Source organism: Croceitalea dokdonensis DOKDO 023 (assembly GCF_001306415.1).
Classification (GTDB): domain Bacteria; phylum Bacteroidota; class Bacteroidia; order Flavobacteriales; family Flavobacteriaceae; genus Croceitalea; species Croceitalea dokdonensis.
In genome coordinates this window covers 119238-131420 of the sequence record NZ_LDJX01000002.1, presented here as the reverse complement: position 1 = coordinate 131420, position 12183 = coordinate 119238, and the positions used below count along the sequence as shown (strand labels likewise).

Annotated in this window: 9 protein-coding genes; 5 read left to right on the top strand and 4 right to left on the bottom strand. The window is 41.0% G+C overall.

Translation table 11 applies throughout. The features are described from left to right. Positions 1 to 124: 124 nt before the first annotated feature. Positions 125 to 1306 carry a 2-amino-4-hydroxy-6-hydroxymethyldihydropteridine diphosphokinase gene (gene folK / locus I595_RS04100; RefSeq protein ID WP_245628222.1) on the bottom strand — a complete coding sequence of 394 codons (1182 nt, stop codon included), beginning with the start codon at positions 1304 to 1306 and terminating at the stop codon, positions 125 to 127. Between the two features lie 32 nt (positions 1307 to 1338). On the opposite strand from folK, the gene sppA reads away from it, so the two are divergent. From sppA to I595_RS04085, 3 genes are read left to right on the top strand one after another with little or no spacing between them, the layout of a single operon-like run. Continuing rightward, complete coding sequence (gene sppA / locus I595_RS04095; RefSeq protein ID WP_054558139.1) at positions 1339 to 3102, top strand: signal peptide peptidase SppA; 1764 nt, start codon at positions 1339 to 1341, stop codon at positions 3100 to 3102. A 4-nt stretch (positions 3103 to 3106) separates the two neighbouring features. After that, positions 3107 to 3814, top strand: a complete 708-nt coding sequence (locus I595_RS04090) for a queuosine precursor transporter (protein WP_054558138.1) — start codon at positions 3107 to 3109, stop codon at positions 3812 to 3814. Positions 3815 to 3850: 36 nt separating this feature from the next. Continuing rightward, entirely contained in the window at positions 3851 to 6550 is a 2700-nt protein-coding gene (locus I595_RS04085) for an AsmA-like C-terminal region-containing protein (protein ID WP_054558137.1), read from the top strand. 149 nt (positions 6551 to 6699) lie between these two features. On the opposite strand, the gene I595_RS04080 is transcribed toward I595_RS04085, so the two are convergent. After that, the gene (locus tag I595_RS04080) at positions 6700 to 7494 is read right to left on the bottom strand and encodes a DUF2797 domain-containing protein (protein ID WP_054558136.1); all 795 of its coding nucleotides are present in this window, start codon (positions 7492 to 7494) and stop codon (positions 6700 to 6702) included. A 65-nt stretch (positions 7495 to 7559) separates the two neighbouring features. On the opposite strand from I595_RS04080, the gene I595_RS04075 reads away from it, so the two are divergent. Both I595_RS04075 and I595_RS04070 read left to right on the top strand, forming a co-directional pair. Then, complete coding sequence (locus I595_RS04075) at positions 7560 to 9071, top strand: GH3 auxin-responsive promoter family protein (protein WP_054558661.1); 1512 nt, start codon at positions 7560 to 7562, stop codon at positions 9069 to 9071. A gap of 283 nt (positions 9072 to 9354) precedes the next feature. Continuing rightward, positions 9355 to 9939 carry a hypothetical protein gene (locus tag I595_RS04070; RefSeq protein ID WP_054558660.1) on the top strand — a complete coding sequence of 195 codons (585 nt, stop codon included), beginning with the start codon at positions 9355 to 9357 and terminating at the stop codon, positions 9937 to 9939. Positions 9940 to 10154: 215 nt separating this feature from the next. On the opposite strand, the gene clpX is transcribed toward I595_RS04070, so the two are convergent. Together clpX and clpP are read right to left on the bottom strand one after the other, a co-directional pair. Beyond that, positions 10155 to 11390 carry an ATP-dependent Clp protease ATP-binding subunit ClpX gene (gene clpX, locus I595_RS04065; RefSeq protein WP_054558135.1) on the bottom strand — a complete coding sequence of 412 codons (1236 nt, stop codon included), beginning with the start codon at positions 11388 to 11390 and terminating at the stop codon, positions 10155 to 10157. A 103-nt stretch (positions 11391 to 11493) separates the two neighbouring features. Then, the gene (gene clpP, locus I595_RS04060; protein ID WP_054558134.1) at positions 11494 to 12171 is read right to left on the bottom strand and encodes an ATP-dependent Clp endopeptidase proteolytic subunit ClpP; all 678 of its coding nucleotides are present in this window, start codon (positions 12169 to 12171) and stop codon (positions 11494 to 11496) included. Positions 12172 to 12183: the final 12 nt, after the last annotated feature.

Genomic DNA, 12183 nt, shown 5'->3' with positions numbered 1-12183 from the left:
AAAGCCATGTGGAAATCCAAATAAAATCTAAAAATTGTTAAAACAGTAGATTGCTAAAAGTGGATGGATGGTAAATCACACCAAATAATGTAAAAAGGTCTTGGCCTTAATAAAACCCCACTAGCTAATTCAATACATCCATCAACGCTGCCCCAATTTTTTCCAAAATAGAGCGGTAATCAGCCGGGTTGGAAACAAAATCCAAATTTCCAAGGTCAATGAGTAAACTGGTTTGTTGTGGGTGGCTTTTGATGAAGTTTAGATAGCCGCGGTTTATTTTTTCCAGGTAATCCCGCGAAATGTTCTGCTCGTAATCGCGCCCCCTTTTTTTAATGTTTTCCAATAACCTATCCGTATTTTGGTGCAGATAAACATAGATATCGGGTTTTTTCACTTCTTTGTACATAAAATTAAAAAGCTTCCGATATAGCCCAAACTCTTCATTTTGCAAGGTTACTTTGGCAAAAATGAGGGATTTAAAAATGTCATAATCACTTACCATAAAATTTTTGAACAAATCAAACTGACTGGTATCGTCTGTAAATTGCTGGTACCGATCTGCCAAAAAAGACATTTCCAATGGAAATGCGTACCGTTCTGGGTCTTCATAAAATTTGGGCAAAAAGGCATTGTCCGCAAAACGTTCCAAGACCAGTTTGGCATTAAAATCCTTGGATATCATTTTGGCCAAAGTGGTCTTGCCCGCCCCAATGGTTCCCTCTATGGCCAAAAATTGTAACTGTTTAAAAAGTGCCACGCGAGAAACGAACAATCGATATTTTCTTTTGCAAAGTACGCTGGTATCCTGACATTGTTGCAAAAGGTTTCTGGTATCTTTTTGTTCCAATGGATGATAGAACTGTGGTGCAATATCGGCCAGGGGTTTAAGGACAAAATTGCGTTGGGTCATTCGGGGATGCGGAATGGTCAGGGTATCGGTGGAAATACAATCTGCTCCGTAATAGAGGATATCCAAATCTACTGTTCGTGAGTGGTATTGCCCGTCCGTAAAGCGCTTGCGGCCAAAATATGCTTCGGTGGCCGTGATATGCTTTAAAAGTTCAGTGGGGCTTTTATCCGTACGTATGCAAAAACAGGCATTTAAAAAATCAGCTCCATCAAATCCCATTGCTGCGTTTTCATAGACATGGGAAGTAGCAATTACCTCCGTTCCATCCATGTTAAAGTGCAGGATGGCGTTTTGCAGATTGGCAAGGCGTTTTCCTTGATTGCTCCCAATGGAAATGTAGGCTGTTGTTGTTGCGATCATGTTTGCAAGGGCAAAATAAACAAAACAATCTGACATTGGTTATCTTTGCTGCCTTATAAAACTTTGCTATGAATTTTCTAAGAAATCTTTTGGCGGCCATTCTGGGAACTTTAATTGCCATTGGAATCCTTTTTGTCATGTTTTTTGTGTTCGCTGCTTTGGTGGGCAGCGGCGAGGACGGGGTAATGGTAAAGCCTAATTCCGTGTTGGAGCTCAGTTTTAAGACACCCATAAGGGACTATGAAGGGACAGATGATACGGACCCCTTTGCCACCTTGTTTGCCGAGGCTGGAATGGGTTTGGATGATATATTACATGCCATCCAAGTCGCTTCCAACGATGACAACATTAAAGGAATAAGCATAAAAAACAGTTTTTTATTAGCTGGTTATGCACAAGCGCAGGAGTTACGGCGGGCCTTGCAGACTTTTAAGGATAACGGCAAGTTTATTTACGCGTATGCGGATTTTTACACCCAAAAAGATTATTATCTGGCCAGTGTGGCAGATTCCATTTATGTGAACCCGCAAGGGGCTATGGATTTTAAAGGGTTGTCATCGGAAGTTTTGTATCTGAAAGATTTACAGGAAAAAACAGGAATTAAGATAGAGGTCATTCGTCACGGGAAGTACAAAAGTGCCGTGGAACCTTACATTGCAGATAGTATGAGTGACGAGAATAGGGCTCAAATTAAAGAGCTCATCACGGCCATTTGGTCCAGTATGTTAACAGATATCTCGGATTCTAGAAACCTATCTACAACAAACCTGAACCTAATTGCCGATACCTTGGGAGCACGCTTGCCAAAATATGCGGCACAAACACATATGGTAGATGACTTGTGGTATTATGATGAGTATGAGCAGTTGCTAAGGGATAAACTGTCCATCCAAGAAAAGGAGAAAATCAACTATCTGGATTTTGAAGATTATATCACCGTGGCCAATAAAAAGACTTTACGAAAGGGAACGGATAAGATAGCCGTAATCTATGCGCAGGGAGAAATCTTGTACGGGGAGGGCAACAAGGATTTTATAGGCCAGGGAGTTATCAATAAAGCATTGAAAAAAGCCAGGGAAGATGATAAGGTAAAAGCAATTGTGCTACGGGTAAATTCCCCTGGTGGCAGTGCGTTGACCTCTGACATTATTTGGCGGGAGATAGAGCTCACCAAAAAAACAAAGCCCGTAATTGTATCTTTTGGCAACGTGGCCGCTTCTGGAGGTTACTATATAGCCGCAGGCGCGGATAAGATTTTTGCAGAGCCAACCACGATTACCGGTTCTATAGGAGTTTTTGGTACCATACCCAATATGAACCAGCTGGCAGCCGATATAGGTATCAATGCGGAGCAGGTTGGTACCAATGCCAATTCAGTGGATTATTCCCTTTTTGAACCCATGACCGATGCGTTCCGTGCGCAAATAAAAGAGGGTATCGAAAATGTGTACGATACGTTTGTGTCCCGCGTGGCGGAAGGGAGAAACATGTCCAAGGAGGCGGTAAACCAAATAGCCCAAGGCCGTGTATGGAGCGGGGTTGATGCAGTAAACAATGGCCTGGTAGATGAATTGGGCAGTTTAGATGATGCTATTGAGTACGCCGCTGAGTTGGTAGAACTGCAAAACTATGGGCTCCGTAAATATCCTAAATATAAATCTGATTTTGAACGATTAATGGAAGACCTGGGAGGCGTAAAAGCCAAAATAGGTGGGTCCGTTATGAAAGAAGAATTGGGTGTGGAAACGTATAACGCCTTCATAGAGCTTAAAAAGCTCACAGAGCAGCAAGGGGTTCAGGCCCGGATGCCCTATATATTGAACATCAAATAAGCCTATGCCCCAAAAGGATAAGAAATTGGCCTTTCAGATTTATTTATATCTGGGGGCACTGTTCATAACCTCTCTGGTAGTCTCCAACCTGATTTTCCAGAAATTTTTTTATTGGGAGCCTTTTGGGGAAATCCAACTTTTTGGAGCTTCTTTATTTCAGGTATCCGTGGGTATTTTGCCTTATCCCATCACGTTTTTGATTACTGATTTGATCTCCGAAATCTACGGTAAGAAAAAGGCCAATCAAGTGGTTACCGCAGGTATTTTTGCGTCTGTGTTCTCCATGCTTATTATTTATGTAGCCAATGTGGTGCCCGCCATTGAAAGCTCACCTATAGATGACGTTACCTTTACCCAAGTGTTTGGCTTGTCCCCTTTGGGGGTGTTGGCCTCAATGTTGGCCTATTTGTTTGCCCAGTACATAGATATTTCAATCTATCACTTCTGGAAAAAAATGACCAATGGCAAATATCTTTGGCTCAGAAATAATTTTTCAACCTTTTCATCCCAGTTTGTGGATACCTTTACCGTCGTAGGTCTGTTATGTGCATTTGGGGTCATACCGTGGGAATTGTTTTATGGTCTTGTGGTCAGTGGTTTTTTGTTTAAAATTTTTATTGCCTTTCTGGACACCCCTTTGCTCTATTTGTGCGTATATATGATGCGTAAGCGCTTTAACCTAAAAATAGAGGAAGAATTAACGTTGGATTAATCACATTTTCCAAAGTTTCACGTTCCCAATAATATCATGAAAAAACGACTCCTTAAAATAGCCTTGGGCTTTTTTGCCTTTCTTTTACTGCTTGTGATAGCCGTGCCTTTTTTTCTAGAGGGTAAAATTGCAGATATCATTAAAAATAAGGTCAACCAAAATATCAATGCCACTTTTGACTTTGAGCAAGCAAAGTTGAGCTTGATCAAAAGTTTTCCTGATGCGTATTTGGATTTACAAGGGGTGTCCTTGGTGAATAAAGTACCTTTTGAGGGTGATACCCTTTTTGCAGCAAAGGATATTGCCTTGGAACTTTCTGTCAAGGAGCTTTTTAAGAGGCAAGAAGACCCCATTGCGATCAAAAAACTCACTTTGGACGGCGCACTTCTCCATATTCAGGTGGATAGCTTGGAAAATGTAAATTATGATATTGCATTGCCCTCCAAAACGGACACCCAGCAAACGGATTCTGGCAGTTCCTCAGATTTTAAATTGGATTTAAGGCAATATGCAGTCACGGGTACCAAGATAATCTATGACGATTATGCAACTGGAATGCATTTGGAGATATCCGATATGAACCATGTTGGTACTGGTGATCTATCATTGGCCAATTCCCAGTTGCAAACCAAAACAGACGCCTTGGTTTCCTTTGCTTTTGATGGAACCAACTATTTGGACAACAACGCCGTTGCATTGGATGCGCTCCTTGGTATAGATTTAGAACAAAGCAAGTTTAGCTTTTTAGAAAATAAGGCTTTGGTGAATCAGTTACCGTTGGTTTTTGATGGATTCGTGAAGCTCAATGATGAAAACCAAGAGGTTGATATCAACTTTAACACCCCATCCTCAGATTTTAAGAATTTTTTGGCCGTGATTCCTGAGGGCTATTCCAAAAATATTGAAAATGTCACCACCACTGGAAATTTTGAGGTTTCAGGTTTTTTTAAAGGCTTGGTAGATGATACCCATATTCCCACTTTTGGTATCAGCATCAATTCTGAAAATGCCTCGTTTAAGTATCCGGACCTGCCAAAAGCGGTCACTAACATCTTTCTAAAAACCGAGATTAAGAACACCACGGGTATTACCGAGGATACCTTTGTAGACATCGACCGTTTATCATTTAAAATTGATGACGACCGTTTTAATTTGAATGCTAAAATTCATGAGCTATTGGGCAATACCAAAGTAAAGGCCCATGCGGACGGAAAAATTAATTTGGCCAACATTTCCAAAGCCTACCCTGTTTCTAACGATTTTAACCTTAAAGGAATTTTGGCCACAGACCTTACTACTGCTTTTGATATGGCATCGGTAGAGAATCAACAGTATAAAAACACCACCACGAATGGGACATTTAAATTGGCAGATTTTCAATATAAGTCAGAAGAACTAAAGCACCCTGTTACCATTGACGAGGCAGTGATGACGTTTAATCCAACTACGGTAAGCTTGAATTCTTTTTCTGGAAAAATGGGCCAAACCGATTTTAAGGCTACGGGCACATTGATCAATTTATTGGGTTTTGTATTTAACGATGAAAAACTTGAAGGAAATTTTAATTTGGCCTCTGATACCTTTGCCGTTGGTGATTTTATGGTGGAGGAGCCTGCAGAACCTGATGGAGGTGCTATTAGCGGCGATACTAAGCTGGCCGAGCGCATCAAAATCCCTTCTTTTTTGGATTGTACCATACAAGCAAGGGCCGCCAATGTACTGTACGATAATCTTAACCTTAAAAATGTGGTTGGGACGTTATTGATTAAAGAGGAAATTGCAACCTTAAAAGATGTACAAGCTGGATTATTTGGGGGTACCATAGGGATGGATGGTGCAGTAGCCACCAAAGGGGAAGTCTCTAACTTTGAAATGAACTTGGATATTAGCAATTTCCAAATTGCAGAGTCCTTTAAAGCCTTGGATCTATTTAAAATATTGGCACCTGTGGCTAATGCCCTAGAGGGAAAACTCAATTCCAACATAACGTTGTCCGGTGTTTTAAAAGACGATATGACTCCTAATTTGGCCACCTTAAGCGGTAGCTTAATGGGAGAACTGCTATCCGCCCAGGTAAATACCAAGGAGGCCTCTGTTTTAAAAGCGTTGAACAACAGTGTTACTTTTATTGATTTGGATGCCTTGGACCTAAAGGATTTGAAAACTGCGCTTACTTTTAATGACGGTAGGGTTGCCGTTAAACCTTTTAAGTTAACCTATAAGGATATTACCATCAACATTTCTGGGAATCATACGTTTGATAAGGCCTTGGAATATCAGGCAGTTTTGGACGTTCCTGCTGCCTATTTGGGTAATGAGGTTAATAGTATCATTGCCAAGTTAGATGATGACAGCCTAAATGGTTTGACCATTCCCGTAACGGCATCCATTACCGGGGCTTACAATAGCCCAAACGTCACTACAGATTTAAAGTCTGGTGTAACCAACCTAACAAAGCGATTGGTGGAGATTCAGAAACAGAAAATGGTCAACCAAGGAAAAGACAAAGCCAAAGATTTATTGGGAGGTTTGTTGGGAAATAACAAGGATGCTACAACCTCTGATTCCACTAAGACAAAAGCAGTACAGATGTTGGGCGGTTTGCTGGGTGCTCAAAAGAAAGATTCCGTGACGATAGATTCCTCCGGCCAAAGGAACCAGGTAAAAGATGCTGCAAAAAGTGTTTTGGGCAACTTATTGGGCAGGAAGAAGAAACAAGATTCTACCCAAAACTAGAGTTTAAATAGTTATTGATGGGATGATTGTAATCTCCTCACTTGGTTTTAGACCAACTTTTTAAGTACGATTTTTCCTTTTTAGCTTTCTGCAAGAGCCAAGAGAAAAGAGGGTAAGCAAAAACTTTTTTATCTGAATTTAAATGTAAATTATCGGATATCAATTCCTACCACATAACCTTCACTTCCGCGAACATTAAAAACGGTATTGTCCTCAAACATCAGGTACTGCCCTTTTATTCCTTTTAAAACACCCTTATATTCTGGGGTTTTATCAAGGTTTAAACTCTTTACTTTTTCTGGATACCGCAAAACGGGAAAATTGAGCTGGGTCTCTGTATTGTTTGTGATAAAGTACTCCTGGGCCTCCTCGGGAATATGGGTTTTTAGTTTTTCGCGCCATTCCACGAGGTCAAGGTCTTCTATATTGTTCTGTAACATTTTACGCCAATTGGTTTTGTCCCCCACATGGTTTTTTAGCGCTACTTCAGTAATACCGGCAAGGTATCTGTTGGGCACTTCCACAATTTCAATGGCCTCATGTGCTCCTTGGTCTATCCAACGGGTAGGTACCTGTGCTTTGCGGGTCACCCCAACTTTTACGTTGCTACTATTGGCAAGATAGACAATATGTGGTTGTAGCTGTACCTTTTTTTCATACTCCAAATCCCGGTCCTCTTTGTCCAAATGGGCCGTGCTTAGCTCTGGCTTCATAATCCAATCACCAGCAGAGGGAATTTCAAAAAAACAGCTTTGGCAAAATCCTTGACGGTAAATTTTCCTATCGTTTCCGCAATTGAGACACTGGTGTTTTATAAATTTTAGGTGCAAGGTGCTGTCCAGTGCCTGGTTTAGATGTATAAAGTCACTTTCAAACACCATAAAATATTGAATGGGATTTCCCATTTCAGTTTTCATTTTACGTAAGACACCTTGGTACAACATGTTGTGATTTCTTAATAATGAATTTGTATTTTAGCCAGCGGACCGCAGGTCTAAATATACCTAAAATGCCAATACCATTGTTTAATTCCATAGCCTCCTGGCTACTTAAAAAGCGCTATCACCAGATAGAGTTGTTTTTAAAGTATCCTTTGGACGTTCAGAAAGAACTATTGTTGCAATTGATCAATTTTGCGGCACATACCCAACTTGGCAAGCAATATGGTTTTAGCTCTATCCGTTCCTATGAAACCTTTAGGGAGCGGGTGCCCATTTCCAGTTATGAGGAGCTAGCCCCAACCATAGAGCGTACCCGTAGGGGGGAACAAAATATTTTTTGGCCCAGCCATATCAAATGGTTTGCAAAGAGCAGTGGCACCACCAATGCAAAAAGTAAATTTATCCCGGTAAGTTCAGAGGCTTTGGAAGATTGTCACTACAAATCAGGAAAGGATTTGTTATGTCTTTATTTAAACAATAACGAAAATTCCCAGTTGTTTACTGGTAAGAGCCTACGTTTAGGGGGCAGCAAGGAACTTTATGAGGATAATGGTTCTTTTTTTGGTGATTTGTCTGCCATTTTAATTGATAATATGCCACTCTGGGCGGAGTATAGTAGTACCCCAAGCAACAAGGTCTCTTTAATGAGCGAGTGGGAATCTAAGTTGGAGGCCATCATTGAGGAAAGTATCCGGGAAAATGTAACTAGCTTGGCCGGGGTGCCTTCCTGGATGCTGGTGTTGTTGAATAATGTGATGGAGCGAACGGGAAAAAACCATTTGTTTGAAGTTTGGGAGAATTTGGAGGTTTATTTTCATGGAGGGGTCAGTTTTGCCCCGTACAGGGAGCAATACAAAAAGCTACTGCCCAGAAAGCGGTTTAATTATTATGAAACCTATAACGCGTCTGAAGGATTCTTTGGAATCCAAGACAGGAACAACTCGGAAGATTTGCTCTTGATGTTGGACTACGGTATTTTTTACGAGTTTATTCCGATGGATGTTTATGGTAAAGAAGGAGCGCAGGCCATTCCTCTCTGGGAGGTGAAGACAGGTATCAACTACGCTATCATTATAACCACCAACGCCGGTTTATGGCGTTATAAGATTGGGGATACGGTGCGGTTTACCTCTTTGGACCCATTTAGAATCAGGATTACCGGACGTACCAAGCACCATATCAACGCTTTTGGTGAGGAGTTGATTATTGAGAATACGGAAGAAGCCTTAAAGCAGGTCTGTAAAAAAACAGGAGCGGAAATTAAGGAGTATACCGCAGCACCCATATTTATGCAGGGCAATGATAAAGGGGCGCATGAATGGATGATAGAGTTTAGGCACCCGCCAGAGAATTTGGGATATTTTACGGAATTCTTGGACAATGCACTTAAAGCCTTGAATTCTGATTATGAAGCCAAACGTTATAACAATATTACCCTAAGGATGCCAGAGGTTCATATAGCGCGCAAAGATCTTTTTTATGATTGGCTCAAGCTAAAAAACAAATTGGGTGGGCAGCATAAAATACCCAGGCTTTCCAACGATAGGGGTTATCTTGAGGAATTGCTCAAAATGAACTAAACACAACCAATAGGCAACTTATCCTTCATAACAACCACCCCGTAGTGGTGGTTAAGACTCTTAAAATAAGATAGTTATACTTTTCTAGCGATAAAACCTCCATTTTTATCCAAGGTAACCATACAAAACAGCAGTGTTTTACGAAAACGTTATAGTTAAATGTGCACCTCAACGAACAAAACCCATAATTGAACCAATAAATATTGATTTAGTGCGTTTATGGTTGAAGTTTGAATCCGATAGTTCCCGAATACTTATTAAAACCATTAACAAAAAGACCATTATGGCAGAAAAATTACTCGTTATATCAGACATGTGGGGCGTTAAAAAGGGCCTCTGGATTACATCCTATTTTGGGTATCTACAACAATTTTTTGACATCCAGTTCTATGATAGCCAACAGTTAGGGCACATTGACGAACTGGTCAATACCGAGAAAAATTTGCACAAGGCCTTCGTCAACGGCGGGATAGATACCGCTGTGGCACATTTGATGAAAAAGGAAACAGAACCCTGCCATGTTTTGGCGTTTAGTACTGGTGGCACCATTGCTTGGAAGGCTGGACTTAAGGGTTTTAAGATGAAGTCATTAACTGCTATTTCCGCAACTAGGATTCGTTTTGAAGAGACCAAACCCAGCTGTGAGATAGATTTGATGTACGGCGAAAACGATGTATATAGACCCAACTTGGAATGGGCAGAGAACGTGGGCGTATCCATGAACGTGGTGCCAAATTTTGGCCATGAGTTATATTCAGATGAAAAAATAATTACGGCCTTGTGTAAGGGTTTACTTCAAAAAGTTTTAGGTGGACATCAAGTGGAATCTGAAGTAAGTGCACCTGAGCAATATAAAAAAGGTGCATAAGCATCTTTTCAACCTTTTTGGTACCAATTTTAAATAAAAGTACTTTTTATACTTCCCTATAGTTGGTTTTTTTCATGATGACCTAAAGAAATTCTTAGTTCATTTTCTTTGAATTCAACCAATAGGATGGTCAACAAAACGCAAAATGCCCGCCTCAGGCTAAAATTTATAGGTGTGCTAGAGATATAGGTATAGTAGTGAATTCCTAATAGCTGCTAAGAAACCGCCTTCAGCTTTTTAATGGTTTCGTAGGATAGTTTTTCTTCTGCGTATGCTTTGGTGACCTTAAACTCGTTTTCATTACTACTGGGGAGTTCAAACATGGCATCGGTAAAGATGGCCTCGCACAAAGAACGTAGACCCCTAGCCCCCAATTTATACTCTACAGCCTTGGAAACGATATAGTCAAGTGCCTGTTCCGTAATCTTAAATTGTATGCCGTCCATGGCAAACAATTTTTCATATTGTTTTATGATGGCATTTTTGGGTTCTGTCAATATGGCCCTAAGGGTCTTTTTATCCAGGGGATTCATGTGGGTAAGCACGGGAAGTCTTCCTATAATTTCCGGGATAAGCCCATATTCCTTTAAATCCTTGGGGATAATGTACTGCAGGATATTTTCGTTGTCTACCTTGTCTTCCGCTTTGGAGGCACTATAACCAACGGCCTGCATATTTAGACGTTTGGTAATAATACGTTCTATACCGTCAAAAGCACCACCGGCGACAAACAGAATATTCTCCGTATTGACCTCAATAAATTTTTGGTCAGGATGTTTTCTCCCACCTTTTGGTGGAACATTCACTACGGTTCCTTCCAGTAATTTTAAGAGGCCTTGTTGTACCCCTTCACCAGAAACGTCACGGGTGATGGAGGGATTATCACTCTTACGGGCTATTTTGTCAATTTCGTCAATAAAAACAATACCACGTTCTGCTTTTTCCAGATTGTAGTCTGCGGCCTGTAGTAGCCTTGTCAGAATACTTTCCACATCTTCACCAACGTAACCTGCCTCGGTAAGTACAGTGGCATCCACAATGGCTAACGGCACATTAAGCATACGGGCTATGCTTTTGGCCATTAATGTCTTTCCCGTACCAGTTTGCCCAACCATGACAATATTGCTCTTTTGTATCTCAATATCATCCTCCTTGCTTTTGGGTTGCAGCAGTCTTTTATAGTGGTTGTATACGGCAACGGACATTACCTTTTTGGTGCGTTCTTGACCAATGATAAAGGTATCCAGGAACTCTTTGATTTCCTGAGGTTTTTTAAGGACCAATTCAGAAGAAAGGTCACTGGATTTGGACTGTTTGGATTCTTCGGCTACAATACTATGCGCTTGCTCAATACATCGGTCGCAAATATGGGCATCCAAACCAGCTATCAATAAATTGGTTTCCGGCTTTTTACGGCCGCAAAATGAACATTCTAAATTCTCTTTTGCCATGTTGCTTCGTCAAGTTGGTCCTACTGCAAAACGCTAAAAATGGGGTTTTGTTCTATGTACCCCACCAAGTTTTGTTATCTGATTAAATTTTTTGTCGGATAATCTATCGTTCCCTTACCAGGATTTCGTCAATCATTCCATAGGAGAGTGCCTCATCGGATTTCATCCAGTAATCACGGTCGCTATCTTCGTATACCTTGTCGTAGGTTTGGCCAGAGTGGTTTGCAATAATCTGGTAAAGTTCTCCTTTCAGTTTTAATATCTCGTTTGCCGTGATTTCAATGTCACTTGCTTGTCCTTGGGCGCCGCCCATGGGCTGGTGTATCATTACCCTAGAATGGGTAAGTCCGCTCCTTTTACCCTTTTCTCCGGCACAGAGCAAGACTGCGCCCATGGAGGCCGCCATTCCTGTGCAAATGGTGGCTACGTCTGGCTTTATAAACTGCATGGTATCGTAAATACCTAATCCGGCATAAACGCTTCCGCCAGGGGAATTAATGTAAATGGAAATATCTTTGGTGGCATCAGTGCTTTCCAAAAATAGTAGTTGTGCCTGAACAATGTTGGCCACTTGGTCGTTGATTCCCGTTCCTAGAAAAATAATTCTGTCCATCATCAAACGCGAGAACACATCAAAAACGGCAATATTCATTTGTCGTTCTTCAATGATGTTAGGGGTAAGATTTACGGGATACATGCTGCTTACGATTTGGTCGTAATACATGCTGTTGATTCCTTGGTGTTGGGTGGCGTATTTTTTAAATTCTTTTCCGTAATCCATAGGATATTGTAC

What these genes read in the sequence shown, in the direction of transcription:
- folK (WP_245628222.1), bottom strand. Translation starts at nt 1,306, where the DNA reads ATGTCAGATTGTTTTGTTTATTTTGCCCTTGCAAACATGATCGCAACA.
- sppA (WP_054558139.1), top strand. Translation starts at nt 1,339, where the DNA reads ATGAATTTTCTAAGAAATCTTTTGGCGGCCATTCTGGGAACTTTAATT.
- I595_RS04090 (WP_054558138.1), top strand. Translation starts at nt 3,107, where the DNA reads ATGCCCCAAAAGGATAAGAAATTGGCCTTTCAGATTTATTTATATCTG.
- I595_RS04085 (WP_054558137.1), top strand. Translation starts at nt 3,851, where the DNA reads ATGAAAAAACGACTCCTTAAAATAGCCTTGGGCTTTTTTGCCTTTCTT.
- I595_RS04080 (WP_054558136.1), bottom strand. Translation starts at nt 7,494, where the DNA reads ATGTTGTACCAAGGTGTCTTACGTAAAATGAAAACTGAAATGGGAAAT.
- I595_RS04075 (WP_054558661.1), top strand. Translation starts at nt 7,560, where the DNA reads ATGCCAATACCATTGTTTAATTCCATAGCCTCCTGGCTACTTAAAAAG.
- I595_RS04070 (WP_054558660.1), top strand. Translation starts at nt 9,355, where the DNA reads ATGGCAGAAAAATTACTCGTTATATCAGACATGTGGGGCGTTAAAAAG.
- clpX (WP_054558135.1), bottom strand. Translation starts at nt 11,390, where the DNA reads ATGGCAAAAGAGAATTTAGAATGTTCATTTTGCGGCCGTAAAAAGCCG.
- clpP (WP_054558134.1), bottom strand. Translation starts at nt 12,171, where the DNA reads ATGGATTACGGAAAAGAATTTAAAAAATACGCCACCCAACACCAAGGA.